Source organism: Tsukamurella sp. NPDC003166 (assembly GCF_040611135.1).
Classification (GTDB): domain Bacteria; phylum Actinomycetota; class Actinomycetes; order Mycobacteriales; family Mycobacteriaceae; genus Tsukamurella.
On sequence record NZ_JBEXNL010000003.1, the window covers coordinates 125,986 to 143,738 of the forward strand.

General features: G+C 70.4%; 15 protein-coding genes. 5 read left to right on the plus strand and 10 right to left on the minus strand.

Annotated elements, in window-relative coordinates:
- The first annotated feature begins 45 nt into the window (after positions 1 to 45).
- Together ABZX10_RS04845 and ABZX10_RS04850 are read left to right on the plus strand one after the other, a co-directional pair.
- On the plus strand, positions 46 to 1,044 hold the full coding sequence (locus tag ABZX10_RS04845; RefSeq protein WP_355535101.1) for an ABC transporter substrate-binding protein: 999 nt from the start codon (positions 46 to 48) through the stop codon (positions 1,042 to 1,044).
- Positions 1,044 to 2,015 (plus strand): ABC transporter substrate-binding protein, encoded by a 972-nt coding sequence (locus ABZX10_RS04850; protein ID WP_355535103.1) that lies wholly within the window; start codon positions 1,044 to 1,046, stop codon positions 2,013 to 2,015. The genes ABZX10_RS04845 and ABZX10_RS04850 overlap by 1 nt, the downstream gene beginning before the upstream one ends.
- An 82-nt stretch (positions 2,016 to 2,097) precedes the next feature.
- On the opposite strand, the gene ABZX10_RS04855 is transcribed toward ABZX10_RS04850, so the two are convergent.
- Both ABZX10_RS04855 and ABZX10_RS04860 read right to left on the minus strand, forming a co-directional pair.
- On the minus strand, positions 2,098 to 3,087 hold the full coding sequence (locus ABZX10_RS04855) for a bile acid:sodium symporter family protein (protein WP_355535105.1): 990 nt from the start codon (positions 3,085 to 3,087) through the stop codon (positions 2,098 to 2,100).
- Between the two features lie 3 nt (positions 3,088 to 3,090).
- Positions 3,091 to 3,561 carry an SdpI family protein gene (locus ABZX10_RS04860; RefSeq protein ID WP_068745862.1) on the minus strand — a complete coding sequence of 157 codons (471 nt, stop codon included), beginning with the start codon at positions 3,559 to 3,561 and terminating at the stop codon, positions 3,091 to 3,093.
- 125 nt (positions 3,562 to 3,686) lie between these two features.
- Between ABZX10_RS04860 and leuS the strand changes: the two genes are divergently transcribed.
- Positions 3,687 to 6,536, plus strand: a complete 2,850-nt coding sequence (gene leuS, locus ABZX10_RS04865) for a leucine--tRNA ligase (RefSeq protein ID WP_355535108.1) — start codon at positions 3,687 to 3,689, stop codon at positions 6,534 to 6,536.
- A 209-nt stretch (positions 6,537 to 6,745) separates the two neighbouring features.
- Positions 6,746 to 7,921 (plus strand): winged helix DNA-binding domain-containing protein, encoded by a 1,176-nt coding sequence (locus ABZX10_RS04870; protein WP_355535110.1) that lies wholly within the window; start codon positions 6,746 to 6,748, stop codon positions 7,919 to 7,921.
- Here the strand turns inward: ABZX10_RS04870 and ABZX10_RS04875 are convergent, their stop codons facing one another.
- From ABZX10_RS04875 to ABZX10_RS04895, 5 genes are all read right to left on the minus strand, one after another.
- Entirely contained in the window at positions 7,922 to 8,560 is a 639-nt protein-coding gene (locus ABZX10_RS04875) for an O-methyltransferase (RefSeq protein ID WP_355535112.1), read from the minus strand.
- Positions 8,561 to 8,598: 38 nt separating this feature from the next.
- Complete coding sequence (locus tag ABZX10_RS04880; protein WP_355535114.1) at positions 8,599 to 9,282, minus strand: SDR family oxidoreductase; 684 nt, start codon at positions 9,280 to 9,282, stop codon at positions 8,599 to 8,601.
- Between the two features lie 82 nt (positions 9,283 to 9,364).
- The gene (locus tag ABZX10_RS04885; RefSeq protein ID WP_355535116.1) at positions 9,365 to 10,636 is read right to left on the minus strand and encodes an MFS transporter; all 1,272 of its coding nucleotides are present in this window, start codon (positions 10,634 to 10,636) and stop codon (positions 9,365 to 9,367) included.
- A 97-nt stretch (positions 10,637 to 10,733) separates the two neighbouring features.
- Positions 10,734 to 11,219 (minus strand): MarR family transcriptional regulator, encoded by a 486-nt coding sequence (locus tag ABZX10_RS04890; RefSeq protein WP_355535118.1) that lies wholly within the window; start codon positions 11,217 to 11,219, stop codon positions 10,734 to 10,736.
- A 105-nt stretch (positions 11,220 to 11,324) separates the two neighbouring features.
- On the minus strand, positions 11,325 to 12,203 hold the full coding sequence (locus ABZX10_RS04895) for an LLM class flavin-dependent oxidoreductase (protein WP_355535120.1): 879 nt from the start codon (positions 12,201 to 12,203) through the stop codon (positions 11,325 to 11,327).
- 127 nt (positions 12,204 to 12,330) lie between these two features.
- On the opposite strand from ABZX10_RS04895, the gene ABZX10_RS04900 reads away from it, so the two are divergent.
- A complete protein-coding gene (locus tag ABZX10_RS04900) occupies positions 12,331 to 14,328 on the plus strand; it encodes an oligopeptide transporter, OPT family (protein WP_355535122.1) in 1,998 nt (665 codons plus the stop codon).
- Positions 14,329 to 14,385: 57 nt separating this feature from the next.
- Here ABZX10_RS04900 and ABZX10_RS04905 read toward each other — a convergent pair whose 3' ends face one another.
- From ABZX10_RS04905 to ABZX10_RS04915, 3 genes are read right to left on the minus strand one after another with little or no spacing between them, the layout of a single operon-like run.
- Positions 14,386 to 15,783, minus strand: a complete 1,398-nt coding sequence (locus ABZX10_RS04905; protein ID WP_355535125.1) for a TerD family protein — start codon at positions 15,781 to 15,783, stop codon at positions 14,386 to 14,388.
- A complete protein-coding gene (locus ABZX10_RS04910) occupies positions 15,780 to 16,637 on the minus strand; it encodes an HAD family hydrolase (RefSeq protein WP_355535128.1) in 858 nt (285 codons plus the stop codon). Before ABZX10_RS04910 ends, ABZX10_RS04905 begins: the two co-directional genes overlap by 4 nt.
- On the minus strand, positions 16,634 to 17,749 hold the full coding sequence (locus ABZX10_RS04915; RefSeq protein ID WP_355535681.1) for a cysteine protease StiP family protein: 1,116 nt from the start codon (positions 17,747 to 17,749) through the stop codon (positions 16,634 to 16,636). The genes ABZX10_RS04910 and ABZX10_RS04915 overlap by 4 nt, the downstream gene beginning before the upstream one ends.
- Positions 17,750 to 17,753 lie beyond the last annotated feature (4 nt).

A 17,753-nucleotide genomic window follows, 5' to 3' on the forward strand; every position in this document is an offset into this window, starting at 1 on the left:
TCGTAAATTAGGCTAGTCTTACCTTCCTGGCACTCAGGAGGGTTCATGAAGCGGAGCACGACGGCGTTAGTCGCAGCGGTTTCGGTGGTCGGGTTCGTCACGGCGGCGTGCGGTGGTTCGGGCTCCGACGGTGCCGCTCCCGCTGCCAAGACGGTGACGATCACGCAGGTCCAGGGCGTCACGGAGTTCCCCGTCGGGCCCACGCGCATCGTCGCCGCCGGCTACTCGATCGACAATCTGCTCGCGCTCGGCATCAAGCCAGCGGCCGTGATCGAGGGGCAGATCCCGCTCCCCGCGCCCTGGCACGGGAACAGGCTGGACGGTGTCCCGATCATCAAGATGCCCGACAAGCGGACCGTCCCCGTCGAGGAGGTGGCCAAGTACCGCCCGGATCTGTTCGTCGGCGACAACCAGGTCGTGTCCACCAACTACGACCGGCTCGCCCCCGTCTCGAAGGTGCTCGGTGGCATCGACAAGGATGGCTCCAAGGCGGCGTGGGATGTGCAGCTCGAGGCGCTCGGACAGATTCTCGGGAAGCAGGCGGAGGCGTCGAAGGTGATCGCCGACGACAAGGCGAACGTCGCGGCGGTGCGCACGCGCAATCCCGGCCTCGACGGCAAGACCGCCGTCGTCGCGCAGTACATCGCCGCGTCCAGCAACTTCAACCTCGTCGCCCAGGCGAACGACCCGACGAACCGGTTCTTCGCCGAGCTCGGCATGAACCTGCCGAAGGGCATCCGGGAAAACCCGGCGTTCTCGGCGAACACCACGATCCAGGGCGGCCGCGCCCCGGTGTCGCTGGAGCAGTTGCCGACGATCGGCGCGAACTTCATGGCGATCTACCCCAACGGTGCCGGCGAGGCCGACCTGCAGCGGCTCCCCGGGTACGCGGGCCTTCCCCAGGTGGTGAGCGGCACCACGCTGGTTTCCGACCTGCACACCATCGTGTCCATGAACCAGCCGACCCCACTGAGCCGCGCGTGGATCCTGACGAAGATCGAGCCGCTGCTCGCGAAGGTCGCGACGCAGCCGGCGGTGGCGTGATGAAGCGGATCGCCGGCGTCGTCGCCGCCCTCGCCGTGCTCGCGGGCTGCGGATCGAGCCCGACGGGGACCGCGGCACCGTCGGCCTCCACGGTCTCGATCGCGCAGGCCAACGGGACGGTGGAGTACCCGGTCGGCGCGAAACGGATCGTGGCGCAGGGGTATTCGATCGACAATGTGCTGGCTCTGGGAATCAAGCCGGTCGCGATCGTGCAGCTGACGCAGCCGCTGCCGGCGGCGTGGCAGCGGGAGCTGCTCAAGGACGTGCCGGTGATCACGGCGTCCGGCACGAGCCTTCCCGCCGAGGAGATCGCGAAGTACAAGCCGGACCTCGTCGTGGGGGACCACCGCGTGATGAAGGGCGCGAACGTCACCGCGGTGAGCGGTGTGACCAAGGTGCTGGGCGGTATCGCCGCGACGGGCAAGGATTCGGGCTGGGACGCCCAGCTCCTCGCCCTGGGGAGGATCCTCGGCAAGGAGGCCGAGGCGAAGCGGGTGATCGCCGCCGATCACGACGCCGTCGCGGCGTTCGCGAGCAAGCATCCGGGGCTGAAGGGCAAGACCGGATTCGTCGCGCAGTACGCCGCCGCGGCGTCGAGCTTCAACGTGATCGCCGGTCCTGAGGACCCGACGAACAGCTTCTTCGCGGAGTTGGGCCTGACGGTGCCGAAGGCCATCCGCGGGGAGCCGCGCTTCGTCAACCCCGCGACGCGCGGGATGGTCTCGCTGGAGCTCCTCCCCAAGGTGGCCGCCGATTTCATGGCGATATACCCCAACGGCGCGACGGGCGAGGACCTACTGCGGCTGCCGGGCTACTCGGCCCTGCCCCAGGTGCAGCGCGGCACCGCGGTGGTCGCGGACCTCGACCTCACGTACTCCGTCTACCAGCCCACGTCGCTGAGTCGCGCGTGGTTCTTGCGGACGATGGAGCCGACGCTCGCGAAGGTCGCGGAGCAGGCCCCGGTGGCCTGACTGGTTCACGATGTCGGGTTCTACGGCCTCGGAGGTGCGCACGAACACCTCTGACCCGTCAGGACCCAAAATTGTGAATGCATCAGGCGGGGACGGTCTCCGCTTCCAGCTCCCGCCCGTACCGGGCGGCCAGCCACGCGCACATCATCAGCTGGATCTGGTGGAAGATCATGAGCGGCAGCACCAGCAGGCCCACGGGTTGCCCGGCGAAGAGCACGGCGGCCATCGGCAGGCCGGTGGCCATCGACTTCTTGGTGCCGCAGAACTGGATCGCGATCATGTCTGCGCGGTCGAAGCCGAGCTTCTCCGCGGTCGCGCGCGTCATCCACAGCATGAGCAGCACCAGCGCCACCGACAGTACGATCAGCTGCACGACGCCCGCCCAGGAGACCTGGCTCCAGATGTGCTCGCGCATGCCCGCCGAGAACGCGGAGTAGACCACCAGCACGATCGACCCGCGATCCACGTACTTCAGCGCCGCCGCGTGCTTCTTCACGAATCCGCCCGCCCAGGGCCGCAGCAGCTGGCCGAGGAGGAAGGGCAGCAACAGTTGCAGGCACAGGTCCACGATCGAGCTGCTGTGGAAGGTCACCTCGCCGGTGGTGGCCATCAGGGCCAGCACGAGCAGCGGCGTGACGAACACGCCGAGCAGGTTCGAGACCGAGGCGCTGACGATCGCTCCGGGCACGTTGCCGCCCGCGATCGACGTGAACGCGATGGACGATTGCACCGTCGACGGCAGCAGCGTCAGGAACAGGAAGCCCGCGTACAGTTCCGGCCGCAGCAGTACCTCCGGCGCGAACCGCAGCAGCACACCGATGATCGGGAACACCACGAAGGTGAAGCTCAGGATCACCACGTGCAGGCGCCAGTGCCGCAGGCCGGCGATGGCCTCTCGCGGGTGGATCCGCGCGCCGTAGAGGAAGAACAGGATCGCGATGGCCACGGTCACCGCGTCGTCGACGACCGGCTCCGCGCGACCCGTCGCCGGGAACAGCGCCGCGACGCCCACTGCGGCGAAGATCGCCAGGATGAAGCCGTCGATCGACAGCTTGTCGAGGAGCTTGCGCATGGGCTACGCCGGGCGTGCCTCGTGGTCGCACATGCCCTTGAGGGCACACGCGCCGCAGCCGCCGGTCACGCCGCAATCGTCCGCGGGGTCGTCCGACGGTGCCTCATCGGCACTGCAGCAGGTGGCCTGGGGCATCTGCAGGCGCGCTTGGATGGACGCCGCGCGGGCGCCCTGCAGGGCGCCGAAGCCGGCGAGGAAGAGGCCTGCGACCACGGCCACCGCGACCGCGATGAACGACCAGGGGGCGTCCATCGCCACGCCGACCAGGGCGCCGGCGCCGAAGATGACACCCGCGGCCACGAGGCCCGGTCCGGCGACGCGGTTGGCGGTGCGCCACAGCAGCGGGTCGGAGAGGGTCTGCTCGGTGCGGACGCCGACGATGCCGTTCTCCGGGAGACGGCCGGCGAGCCCGGCGCCGCCCACGATGACGGCCGCCACCGCGGCCAGAGCGAGGATCACAACCAGCACGAACACCCGTCCAGTCTAGAGACCTGCGCAAATCCGTCCGGGATCGGTGCGCCCTCCCCGCTTCCGGGGTGGCCGCCGCCGCGCGCGGGCCCGCGCAGAGGTGACGGGCCCGGGCTGTTTACGCTGGTGGGGTGACGCAGAACGGTGAACAGACTCCCTCGGCCGGCCCCGCCCACCGGTACACGGCCGAGCTCGCGGGCGCGATCGAGCAGCGGTGGCGCGATGAGTGGCGCGAGGGCGGCGTGTTCAACGCCCCGAACCCCGTCGGGCCGCTGCGGGGCGACGACGCGCTCCCCGCCGAGAAGCTGTTCCTGCTCGACATGTTCCCGTACCCGTCGGGCGCGGGCCTGCACGTGGGTCACCCGCTGGGCTTCATCGCCACGGACGTCTACGGCCGGTACCACCGGATGAACGGCGCCAACGTGCTGCACACGATGGGCTTCGACGCATTCGGCCTGCCCGCCGAGCAGTACGCCGTGCAGACCGGCACGCACCCCCGGGTGACCACCGAGAAGAACATCGAGCGCTACCTGGAGCAGATCGCCACGCTCGGCCTGGCCCACGACGAGCGCCGCCGCGTCTCGACGACCGACCCGGAGTTCTACCACTGGACCCAGTGGATCTTCCTGCAGATCTACAACTCCTGGTACGACGCCGCCCAGGACCGCGCGCGGCCGATCGCGGAGCTGGAGGCGGAGTTCGCTTCGGGGACCCGCGCCGTGCCCGACGGCCGCGAGTGGTCGGGCCTGACGGTGCCCGAGCGCGCCGCCGTCCTCGACGATCATCGTCTGGTCTACGAAAGCAACTCGCTGGTGAACTGGTGCCCGGGCCTGGGCACTGTGCTCGCGAACGAGGAGGTCACGGCGGACGGCCGCAGCGAGCGCGGTAACTTCCCCGTCTACCGCAAGCAGCTGCGGCAGTGGATGATGCGGATCACCGCCTACTCGGATCGGCTGATCGACGACCTGGCCGTGCTGGACTGGCCCGAGAAGGTCAAGTCCATGCAGCGCAACTGGATCGGCCGCAGCCGCGGAGCGCGCGTCGCCTTCACCGCCGCCGGCGAGCGGATCGAGGTGTTCACCACCCGCCCGGACACGCTGTTCGGCGCCACCTACATGGTGCTCTCCCCCGAGCATCCGCTGGTCGACGTGCTGACCGCGACGGCATGGCCGTCGGAGGTCGATGAGCGGTGGACGGGCGGCGCCGGCTCCCCCGCTGAGGCCGTCGCCGCGTACCGCGCGTCGATCGCCGCGAAGTCCGACCTGGAGCGCCAGGAGGGCAAGGAGAAGACGGGCGTCTTCCTGGGCACCACGGCTGTCAATCCGGTGAACGGCGAGCAGGTTCCCGTGTTCATCGGCGACTACGTGCTCATGGGCTACGGCACCGGCGCGATCATGGCCGTCCCCGGCCACGACGTGCGCGATCACGAGTTCGCCACGAAGTTCGGCCTGCCCATCGTCGAGGTGGTCGGCAGCGAGGCCGGCGTCACCGACGAGGCGTACACGGGCGAGGGCCCCGCGGTGAACTCCGCCAACGCCGAGCTGGACATCAACGGCCTTCCCATCGCGGAGGCCAAGGCCGCCGTCATCGCCTTCCTCGAGAAGTCCGGCGCCGGCGAGGGCACGGTGCAGTACAAGCTGCGCGACTGGCTGTTCGCGCGCCAGCGGTACTGGGGCGAGCCCTTCCCCATCGTCTTCGATGCCGACGGTGCGCCCCACGCCCTTCCGGAATCCGAACTGGCGGTTCTGCTTCCGGAGGTGAAGGACTACGCTCCCGTGGCCTTCGATCCCGAGGACTCCGACTCGCAGCCCTCTCCCCCGCTGGCGAAGGCCACGGATTGGCTGCACGTCGAGCTGGACCTGGGCGACGGGCTCAAGGACTACACCCGCGACGCCAATGTCATGCCGCAGTGGGCCGGAAGTTCGTGGTACCAGCTGCGCTACGTGGATCCGACGAACACGGAGACCTTCTGCGCCAAGGAGAACGAGGCGTACTGGATGGGCCCGCGGCCCGAGGTGAACGGCCCGCAGGACCCGGGCGGCGTGGACCTGTACGTGGGCGGCGTCGAGCATGCGGTGCTGCACCTGCTGTACGCCCGGTTCTGGCACAAGGTGCTCTTCGACTTGGGTCACGTGACCTCGCGGGAGCCCTACCGGAAGCTGTTCAACCAGGGCATGATCCAGGCCTTCGCCTACACGGACTCCCGCGGCGTCTACGTTCAGGCCGACGAGGTGGTCGAGCGCGACGGCACGTTCTTCCTGGGCGATCAGGAGGTGAACCGCGAGTACGGCAAGATGGGCAAGTCCCTGAAGAACTCCGTGGCACCGGACGAGATCGCCCGGGACTACGGTGCCGACACCCTGCGGGTGTACGAGATGTCCATGGGGCCACTGGATCAGGATCGCGCGTGGGCCACGAAGGACGTCGTGGGTGCGCAACGCTTCCTGCAGCGTGCGTGGCGTGCCGTGATCGACGAGGAGACCGGCACGGTCCGCGTCACCGACGAGACCCCGTCCGACGAGTCGATGCGCGTGCTGCACAAGACGATCGCCGGGGTGCGCGAGGACTACGCGGAGATGCGCGACAACACCGCCATCGCCAAGCTGATCGAGCTGACGAACCACCTCACGAAGGCCTACCCGGGCGGTGCGCCTCGTGCCCTGGCCGAGCCGCTCGCCCTGATGCTGGCCCCGGTCGCCCCGCACATCGCGGAGGAATTGTGGAACCGCTTGGGCCACACCGAGTCACTCGCACACGGCCCGTTCCCGCGTGCCGAGGATCAGTGGCTGGTGCAGGACACCGTCGAGATCCCGGTGCAGGTGAAGGGCAAGGTCCGCGCCCGGATCACCGTCGGCGCCGACGCCTCCGACGCCGCCCTCGAGGCCGCCGCCCTGGCGGAGCCCAAGGTCGCCGAGTTGCTCGACGGTGCCCCGCGCAGGGTGATCGTGGTGTCCGGCAAACTCGTCAACATCGTTCCTTAGCAGCGGAGTCCGGCCATGAGTCCTCTCGCTGAGCAGCTCATGGCCGGGCCCCGTGGTAGGGCGCTGTGTCTGTTCACCGGTTCTCAGCGCGAGTACTGGAGCGCGCGAGCAGGGCACGCCACGACATTCGATCTAGTGCCATGCATGAGAACTGATGTTCCCGGTGCGGATCATGCTCTAGCCTGGGGGTCGGGAGAGGAGGCACCCGGATGCGCCTGATCGACGATGCGGAACGTCGTGCCCGGATGGCACGCAACCACGCGCTCGCCCGCTCCGCCGGGTCGATCGGGGAGGCGGTCCGGTCGGTGGTCGCGCTGCACGCCACCGAGCCCGCCACGCCCTACCTGTCGTTGCGGGCACGCCTGGGAGCCTTCGCGATCGGCGATCTCGAGCGCGAGCTGTACGCCGAGCGGAGCCTCGTCAAGCAACTCGCGATGCGGCGCACCATGTTCGTGTTCCCCCGGGCGGCGCTCCCCGCCGCGTTGGGCGGACCGTCGGCGCGGGTGGCTGCACAGGAGCATGCCAAGGTGCGCAAGGACGTCGAGGCCGGCGGGATCGCCGCCGAAGGTGCCGCCTGGCTCGCGGAGGCCCGTGCGGCGGTCCTCGACGCCCTACGCGGCCGCGAACTCAGTGCGCAGGAACTGCGCGAGACCGTGCCCGAACTGACCGGGCAGATCTCCCGGTTCGAGGGCAAGAAGTACGGCGGCGATCAGCATCTCGCGCCGCGCGTGCTCACCTGGCTCGGCGCGACGGGTGATCTCGCCCGCGCGCGCAATGCCAGCCACTGGCGGGTGAACCGGAATCTCTGGGCACGTGCCGAGGATTGGCTCGGTGCGCCGACGGAGCACGCGGACGCGGCTGAGGGCTATGCCGAACTGGTGCGGGAGTACCTGCGTGCCTTCGGACCCGCCACGGAGACCGATGTGGTGTGGTGGTTCGGCTCCACCAAGGCGGTGATCCGGCGGGCGATCGCCGACATCGGCGCGGTGCCAGTGCAACTCGAGCGTGGCGCCACGGGCTGGGTGCTGCCGGAGGACGAGGATCCGGTCGAGTCCGTCGAGCCCTGGGCGGCGCTGCTGCCGGCGCTCGACCCCACGTCGATGGGGTGGAAGGAGCGCGACTTCTATCTCGACCCGGGCTTCTACCCGGCGATCTACGACCGGGCGGGCAATGCGGGAACCACGGCGTGGTGGGACGGCCGGATCATCGGGGCGTACATCCAGGACGAGGAGGGCACCGTCGACCCGGTGCTCCCGGCGGGGACGCCCCGGGCCGCGCGCGAGGCCCTGAACAATGAGGCCGAACGCCTCACCGCATGGCTGGCCGGTGAGCGAGTGAACTCGCTGTACAAGTCCCCGATCACGGTGCCGGGCTTCGGCTCCTGATCAGCGCACGACGGCCATCGCGAGGCCGTCCCAGCCCTTGATGCCCACGGTCTGCAGCGCGGTGGCGTCGAGCCGCGGGTCGGAGCCGAGCCGCTCAAGGGCGCCGCGGATGCCGTCGGCGTCGGGGCCCTCGTCCTGCAGCCGCCGCACTACGTTGTCGAGCACGATGACGGTGCCGGGTGCGCTGAGCCGCAGCGCCCAGTCGAGGTAGGCGCGGTTGTTCGCCTTGTCGGCGTCGATGAACACCAGCCCGAACGGACCGTCGATGAAGGGCAGCGAGTCGAGGGCGGCGCCGACCCGGATGTCCACTCGCTCGCCGAGCCCGGCGGCGGCGAGGCTCGCACGCGCGACCGCTGCGTGCTCGGGCGAGTACTCCAGAGTGAGGACGGTGCCCTCGGGCCCGACGGCGCGGGCCAGCCACGCCGTGCTGTAGCCGCCCAGGGTGCCGATCTCGAGTACGCGCTCGGCGCGGGCGATGGACGCGAGCAGGTAGAGGAACTTGCCCTGCGTGGGGGACACTGCGATATCGGGCAGCCCGCCCGCGGCCTGCGCATCGCGGATCGGCGCGAAGGCGGCGGCATCCGGTGCCACCGACCGTTCGAGGTAGTCGTCCGTCTGGGCCCACAGCTCGGCGCTCACCCCTCCGACCCTACGCCCGAGGGCCCCGGCGGCGGGCCTCAGCGGGGACGGAGCACGATCTCCGTCGGGTGCGCGTCACCGGCGGTCGCTACGGCCTGGGCGACGGCGGCAGCCACCGTCTCGGGGCGTAGGAGCCCCTCGGCCGAGTACTCGCGGCCCTCGGCGGCGAAGATGTCCTGCTGCATCTCGGTGTCGATGCGGCCCGGGAACACACTGGTCACGCGGAGCTCCGGTTCCTCGGCGCGGAGCGCCTCCGCGAACGCGGTCAGCCCGAACTTGCTCGCTGCGTACGCGCCCCAGCCGGGGTTGGCCCGCTTGCCCGCGCCGGAGTTGATCAGCACGACGTGCCCGCCCGAAGCACGCAGCGCGGGCAGCAGGGCCTTGGTCAGCTCGACGACGGAGAGCAGATTGACCTCGAACATGTCGCGCCAGTCCGCGGCCGGCGTGTCCTCGATGCGCCCGATCCGGCCGAGCCCGGCGTTGTGCACCAGGACGTCCAGCCGGTCGACGGGCGCGGCCAGGGCCGCGACCGCGGCACCGTCGGTCAGGTCGGCGGGAAAAGCGCCGGCACCGTCGAACTCGGCGGCGGCGGCGTCGAGTGCGGCTGAGGGCCGGCCGCCCAGCAGGAGGCGGTGCGACGGGGCCAACTCCCGCGCGATCGCGAGGCCGAGGCCGCGGGAGGCGCCGGTGACGAGGGCGAGGGGACGGGCGTCGTCGGTCATCCCCTCACGGTACCCAACGTGCATACGCGCGAGAACCCCGGACGAATCCTGGTGATTCGCCGGGGTTCTCGCGGGGAGACGATCAGAACTCCGCGTCGCCCACCAGCGCGGCCTCGGCGGGGACGGTGCGCGAGTCGGCCTTCGACCCGCGGACCCGGGTGAGGATCACCGCTGCCACGACGCAGGCGCCGGCGCCGATGTAGAAGGGCGCGGCCGGGCTACCGAACCAGTTCGCGAAGTGCGCGACGAAGGTCGCGGCGAGAGCGCCGCCGGCCCAGCGGAGGAAGTTGTAGCCGGCGCTGGCGACGGGGCGGGGCGCATCGGCGATGGACATCGCGGTACCGGTGAACAGGGTGTTCAGCACGCCCGACGGGATGCCGGAGAGCACGACGACGGTGACCACGACGGGCACGCATCCGTGGCCCACGGCCGCGACCACGAGCAGCGCGCCGTAGACGAGCACCGCGACGATCGATCCCGCTCGCTCGCCGAGCGAGGCGGCCACCTTGGGGGCGAGCCACACGCCGCTCACGGCCACCAGCAGGCCCCAGCCGACGAACACGGCGCCCACGAAGTACGCGCTCTGATGCAGCACGAACGGCGACCAGGCGAGGATGGTGAAGAAGGCGGCGGTGTAGAACGCCGAGCCGAGGCCGGTGAGGAACAGGCCGCGCTGACGCAGGGCCTTGAGCGGTGCCAGGGGCGAGACGACGCCCTCGCGCTGCCGCTTCTCCTTGGCCTCGGCCGCGTCGGAGCGCAGCATGGTGGCGCACAGGACGGCGCCGATCAGCATGAGGATGGCGGTGCCGGCGAACGGTCCGCGCCACGAGACGCCGCCGAGGACGGCGCCCAGCAGAGGGCCGACGGCCAGGCCGACGCCCAGCGCGGCCTCGTAGAGCAGGATCGCACCCTGCTGGCCGCCGGTGGCGGCGGCGACGATCACGGCCAGCGCCGTGGCGATGAACAGCGCGTTGCCTAGGCCCCAGACTGCGCGCCAGGCCACCAGCACGCCGATCGAATTCGCGAGGGCGCAGGCCGCGGCGGCGACGACGATGAGCAGCAGGCCCGCGATCACGGTGCGCTTGGCGCCGAACATCGAGGTGAACCAGCCGATGAACAGCATCGCCACGACCTGCACGCCGAGGTAGGACGAGAACAGCAGCGTCGTCTGGCTGGGCGTGGCGTGCAGCGACTCCGCGATCGACACCAGGATCGGATCGACGAGCCCTATCCCCATGAACGCGATGACCGCGGCGAACGCCGTGACCCACACCGCCTTGGGCTGATGGGACAGGGTGTCACGCAGGCTCGGGTGCGCGTGCTCTGTCTGGTTACGTTCGGCGGTGATCGTCATCGCAGCTCCTCTCGGTTACTACGAAAGTCTAACTATTACCTCGGGTAATAGACAAGCCGGTGTGACCGATTGCTCAGGGGTCCTCAGTGCGGTCGCGTCAGGTCGCGTCCCGGTACAGCTCCATCAGTCGGTTCAGAGCGGGCACCGCCGCATCCAGGCTGCGGCGCTCGGCCTCGGTGAGCTCGGTCAGGTGCCCTGCGAGCATCGTGTTGCGCGCCGCGATCAACTCGGATGTCAACCGGGTGCCGTGCTCGGAGAGCTGGACCACCACCGCCCGGCCGTCATCGGGATCGGGGTTGCGCTCGGCGAGGCCCAGCCGTTCCAGCCCGTCGACGGCGCTCGTCGCCGAGGGCAGACGGATCCGCAGGTAACGGGCGAGTTCGCCCATCCGGACGGGGCCGAGCCGCAGCAGGCTCTGCAGCGCGGCCTGCTGCGCGGGCGTCAGGTCCGGCCCCGGCGTGTTGCGCCGGACCAGGAAGTGCAGCTGCAGGAGGGGCGGACGCAGCCGCGCGGCGAGGTCGTCGAGCGCGGCCTCGGAGGCCGGCGTCGACGGTGCGTCGGGGGCTTCGGGCGCGGGAGTCATGATGTCGATATTAGGCACATATGCGACGGTGCCGGTCCCGTCGCGTGAGTGACCGGCACCACTGGATGGAGAACCGTTGGCGCACGGCGGAACCCGGAGCCGCAGTCAGCGTTGCAGGTGCCGGGCGGCGAAGGCGTCGAGGGCGGCCTCCGTGCCCTCGTAGGGCTCGTCGGCACGCGGCCAGTGCAGGATCACGTCGGTGAAGCCGAGCTCGGCGGCGCGGCCCACGGCATCGTCGGCCGCATCGGTGGAGCTCAGCGAGTAGGTCCCGCCGGAGTCGATCGACAGGTAGCGGTCGATGCTCCCGGGAGCACGTCCGGCACCGTCGAGTGCGTCGTCGAGGCGCTTGCCGAGCTCCGCGACGCGGGACCACCAGGCGTTACCACCGTCACCGTCGGGCCCGGTGGTGACCCAGCCCTGCCCCTGCTCGGCCACGAGCCGTAGGCCCTTCGGGCCGTTGGCCGCGAGTACGAAGGGCATGCGCGGGGACTGCGCCGGAGTCCCGACCATGCGCGCGTCCACGGCGCGGTAGCGCGGACCGTCGAAGGAGAGGGGCCCGTCCTGCTCGAACCGGAGCAGGACGTCGAGGTCGCGCGTGAACTCGACGAACCGCTCGTGTCGTTCGCGCGGGGTGAGCTCGGGTTGTCCGAGCACGAAGGCGTCGAATCCCGTACCGCCGGAGCCGATCCCCAGGAGGAGGCGACCGCCCGAGATCTCGTCGACGCTCGCGAGATCCTTCGCGAAGGGCACGGGGTGCCGGAAGTTCGGGGAGGTCACGAAGGTGCCCAGCCGGATCCGTTCGGTGGCGGTGGCCGCGGCGGTGAGCAGCGGGATCGTCGCTCCCCACGGCTGGTCGGCGAGGGTGCGCCACGACAGATGGTCGTAGGTCCAGGCGTGGTCGAAGCCCAGCTCCTCCGACTTCCGCCAGCGGCGACGGGCCTCGGGCCAGGGGTACTGGGGCAGGATCACGACTCCGAATCGCACCCGTCCACCTTACGACTCGTGACCACGCCGCACGACCTGGCGCGTTCCCGTCGTACGATCGCGTGCTTGGACCTAGGGTTTTCACGTTCGGCCGAACAGGCCACCGTCCTTTTGAAGGGATAGCACCATGTCCACTCCGCTCACCGCCGAGCCGCGATCCGGCATGCGGGAGTTCACGGCCCGCGCCGTCGTCCTCGGCGGCCTCATCACGCTCGTGTTCACCGCGGCGAACGCCTACCTGGGTTTGAAGGTCGGCCTGACCTTCGCCACGTCGATCCCCGCCGCCGTCATCTCGATGGCGCTGCTGCGCTACTTCGCGAACCACTCCATCGTGGAGAACAACATCGTCCAGACGATCGCGTCGGCGGCGGGCACGCTGTCGGCGATCGTCTTCATCCTCCCCGGTCTCGTCATGATCGGGTGGTGGCAGGGCTTCCCCTACTGGATCACCATGCTCGTGTGTTTCGTGGGCGGCGTGCTCGGCGTCATGTACTCCATCCCGTTGCGTCGCGCGCTGGTCACCGGTTCGGACCTGCCGTTCCCCGAGGGTGTCGCGGCCGCCGAGGTGCTCAAGGTCGGCGACACGGCGGAGGGGGCCACCGAGAACAAGCGCGGCCTGCGGCTGATCCTGCTCGGCTCCGTGGCGTCGGCCGGATATGTACTGCTCGCGAAGATGAAGATCGTGGCCGAAGGGCTGTCGGCCACCCTGCGGGTCGGCAGTGGTGGCACGGTGTTCGTGCCGGGTCTCTCCTTCGCGCTCATCGGCGTCGGTCACCTCGTGGGCATCACCGTGGGTATCGCGATGATCGTCGGCCTCGTCATCTCCTACTTCGTGCTCCTACCGATCTGGACCGCGGGCGACCTCGATGGCGTGGCGGACATCAGCAAGGTGATCAACGCGACCTTCAAGCACGACATCCGGCTCATCGGCGCCGGCGCGATCGCCATCGCCGCGGTCTGGACGTTGATCAAGATCCTCGGCCCCGTCCTCAAGGGCATCGCCGATTCGATCGCGAGCTCGCGCAAGCGGCGCGAGGGCGAACTGGTGGACATCACTGAGCGCGACATGCCCTTCCCCTACGTCGCGGGCGTCGTACTGCTGTCGATGATCCCGATCGGGCTGCTCCTGTGGCGTTTCACCGCCGACCCGAAGGCGGGTTCCGACAGCAACCCACTGAGCGGGGGCTCGGGTGGGATCATCCTCACCAGCATCCTGTTCATCCTGGTGCTCGGCCTGGTCGTGGCGTCGGTGTGCGGCTACATGGCCGGCCTGATCGGCGCGTCGAACAGTCCGGTCTCCGGCGTCGGCATCCTGGTGGTGCTCGCCGCCGCGCTGCTGATCCGCGTGGTGTACGGCCCGGCGGAGGGGACCACGGCCGACGGGCTGGTGGCGTTCACACTGTTCACCGCGGCGATCGTCTTCAGCATCGCCACGATCTCCAATGACAATCTGCAGGACCTCAAGACGGGTCAGCTCGTCGGCGCGACACCGTGGAAGCAGCAGGTCGCGCTCGTGATCGGGGTCGGGTTCGGCGCTGCGATCATCCCGCCGGTGCTCGGACTCCTGCAGAGCGGCTTCGGATTCGCGGGAGCCCCCGGCGCGGACGAGAAGACCGCGCTCTCGGCGCCCCAGGCATCGCTCCTGGCGGACCTGTCCAAGGGCGTCTTCGGCGGAGACCTCGACTGGGGTCTCATCGGTCTCGGCGCGCTCATCGGCGCGGTGGTGATCGTGCTCGACGAGGTGATGGGCCGATTCTCGAAGTTCCGGCTCCCTCCGCTGGCCGTGGGCATGGGCATGTACCTGCCGATGAGCGTGACCCTGATGATCCCCGTGGGCGCCCTGCTCGGCTTCTTCTACAACCGCTGGGCCGACCGATCCGGCGACGGTGCCGAGGCCCGCAAGCGGCTCGGCACGCTGCTCGCGACCGGCCTGATCGTCGGCGAGTCGCTGTTCGGCGTGGTCTACGCCGGCATCGTGGTGGCGACCAACAAGGACGAGCCGCTGGCGCTGCCCTTCATCGGGGAGGGATGGCTGCACGGGGGCGAGGTGCTGGGCGTCGTCGTCTTCGCCGCGATCTGCGCGGTGCTGTACCTGCGCACCAAGAAGCTCGCCGCGAGCACCTAGCCCGGCCGTGTCCCGGGGAGGATCGACCTCGCCCAGCGGGGTCGATCCTCCCGGGCGTCACGCCAGGAAGCGCGTCAGCTGCGGGACCGCGTCGCGCGGGGTCTTGGCGTTGATGCACTCGCCGATCGCCTGCAGCTTCCACTCGCCGCCCTGACGCCCGATGGTGCACATGACGATCCCGGTGTAAGGCATGCCGCCCGCGAGGGCGAACCGCGCCAACTCGACGCCGGTCGTGGAGTCAACGAGCCGGCAGTACGCGTTGTCCACCTGATCGAACTTCTGTCCCTGGTACGAGGTCACGATGAACACCAGGGACGTGACCGCCGCATTCACCGCGGGCAGGTCGACATTGATCACCTCGTCGTCGCCGTCGCCCGCGCCGGTCAGGTTGTCGCCCTGGTGCTGGATCGAGCCGTCCTTGGAGCGCAGGTCGCCGAAGTAGACGGTGTCGACCTTCTGCTGTCCGGAGAACATCACCACGGAGGCGTCGAGGTCGATGTCCTTGCTCTTCGCCCCGAACAGGCCTTGCTTGCGCACCGGGTCCCACCCGAGTCCCATGGCGATCCGGGTGAGCTGCACGCCGCCGTCCTTGCGCAGCACCACCTTCTGGCCCTTCGTGAGGTCCACGCGCCGGTTCTTCGTGAGGCTGATCTCCCCGCTGCCGGGCGGCGGCTGCTGTCCGGCCAACTGCGCGGTGGGGGTGAAGGGCTGCTGCGGGGGTGCCTGCGGGGCAGGGCCGTTGAAGTAGTCGACCGGCGCGCTGCCCGCCGGCGCCGACGGTGCCGTACCGCTCGCGAAGTAGTCGATCGGCGTGCTCGACGGGGCCGGAGGTGTGTTCTGCGTCGGGGTGGGCGGTACGGGGCTCGACGGTGCCGCGGCCTGCGGTGGCGTGGGCTGCGGTGGCGTGGGCTGCGGCGCGCGCTGCTCGGGTACGGGCGGCGGTGTCGCTGCGGGGGCCGGCGCGGCGGGTGCGTCGTCGACGCTGACGCCGTGGTCGCGCACCATGTCCGCGAAGCCGCCCGCGTAGCCCTGTCCCACGGCGCGGACCTTCCAGTCCGCGCCGCGCCGGTACACCTCGACCGCGATCACCACCGACTCGCTGCGCAGGCCGTCGACGGCGTAATCGTAGAGGGGGGTTCCGGCACCGTCGGCGACCCGCGCGACGGGAGCGCCGAACCGCCCGAACGAGGACGACGCATCGTCGAGTGTGATCGCGACGCGGACCTGCGCGATGTCGGCGGGCAGCTGGGAGCCGTCGATCCGCAGTGCGCCGTTCTGCAGGCTCACGCCGGGGCCGGTGGGCTGGTTGAAGAACACGAAATCGGCGTCGGAGCGCACCTTCCCACTCTCGGTGACCAGCAGGGCGGAGACATCCGCGGGGGCCGGCAGTTCGACGGTGACGGTGACCGGCCCGGCGGGCAGCGGCCCGTTCTGGCCCTTGGACAGTGCGGTCATCGGATCTCCTTGATCGGATCGGGGACGGGTACAGCGGTTGCGGTGGCGCATGCGGCGGTGAGCCAGGCGACGATCTCGGCGCCGGCGCCGATGCCGGCTGATGCGGTGAGCGCGAGGTGGGGCAGGGAGAGGCCCAGTTCCTCCAGCTCGCCGTGCCGGGGCCGGATCGAGCCATCGGCGGCCTCGAGCAGATCCGCGTCCAGGGCCCCGTCGCCCGCGGCCAGCCAGCGCGCTCCGGGTTCGAGAGCGCCGGACTCGACCAGGCGTCGTCGGACCTCCTGGGCGGCACGGGACTTCGTGACCGATGCGGGGATCGTGTAGAACTTGCGGCCCTGCTGCGAGACCGTCCACCCGCGGGGCGTGCAGTACGCTCGCCACGCGGCCACGGCCTCGGCCGGGATCCGCACGTCGGAGACCACGTAGGCGAACAGGCCCGGAACGAGTCGCAGCCGCGCGCCCCACGCGGGTTCCAGCCGGAGCTCGAGTTCGGCGGCGATCGCATCGAGATCCGCCGGGAGTGCAGCGAGCAGGCCTCGGACGTGGTCCTGCCACAGCGGGTCCGGAGCGCCGTCGACCAGGATCTCGCCACCGTTGGAGCAGACGGCGTATCGGGCCTGCCCGCCCGGCAGCCGTACCCGGAGGTACTGCTCGGGCGTGCGGGTGGTCGTGGGCACCACGGGAGTCGCGGCGGCGAGCGCGGCCAGGCCGGCGTGCGACGCCGCGGACATGTACGACAGGGGCGCATCGCGGTACATCTCCACGCACACCGGGTCGTGGATGTCGAATCCCGGGCCGGCGGCGGCCCTGGAGTAGATCAGGGTGCGGTCGAGATCGCTGGTGACGAAGGCGATCACGAGTCCTCCTTGATCAGGCCGATGCACGCGTACGCCAGATCCGGCACGATCTCCACCGGTACGCCGCGCTCGGCGGCGAGGCGGCGGATGTGCCGGTGGTCGGGATCGTCCGGGTCGCGCAACAGCACGCGCCACGGCACCCGCCGCAGCAACACCCGCGTGGTCTCGCCGATCCCGGGCTTGACCAGATTCGCGGTCGAGACGCCGTACGCCTCGCGGACGCGTTCGACCGTTGCCCACCCGGACCAATCGGGTTCGCGTGAGGCAGGATCGGCGACGAGCCGCGCGGCCGCGACGCGCGCGGCGGGAGCCGCACCGTCGAAGGCGGCGGCGACGGCGTCGAGGAGGACTCCGGAGACGTCGTAGGGCGCGAGCTCGGCGTAGAACTTGGCCCCGTGGAACTCGTCCGGCCCGATCAGGTCGGCGTTCAGGACCGTCCGCGATACCAGGCCGGACACCGTCGAATTCAGGCACGCCGACGCGATGAGGAAGTCGTCGCGGGTGCCGAAGGTGCGCACGCAGTGGCCCGGGTCGGCGAGCACCGCGAGATCCGGGTTCAGCCGGATCCCGGTGGCGGCGGCGTACTCGTCGAGGGCCTCCGCGAGCTCACGTGTGATCGCGCCCTTGCCGGTCCAGCCGTCCACGAACACGATCGAGGCCGGGTCGTGGTGTGCCACCAGGTGATCCAGCGCCGCGTGGTCGATGCCCCGCCCGCGCACGATGGACACGGCGTAGTGCGGGAGGCCGAGTCCGTGGAAGCGCCGGGCCCAGCGGCGCACGAGGATCCCGACCGGCGTGCCCGCCCGCGCGAGCGAGACCAGGACGAGATCGTGCCCGCGCTCGGCGAGAAGCAGCTCCGTCACCGTGCCGACGGCCTCCGCGAGCCGGGGTGCGGAGCCGGCGAGCGCCGCGTCGAACAGGGCCCGGTACTCCGCGCTCGGCTGGTACTCGACGGGCAGCGACTCGGCGTAGTGTGCCTCGCCCGACTGGATGCGGCGCTCGCGCTCGGCGATGTCGGCCTCCAGTGCCACGTGGGAGAGGTCCTTGAGCAGCCAGGTCACCTCGTCCGGTGCGTACGAGCCGAACCCGGGCCCGCGCAGCGGCGGGGTGATCGCG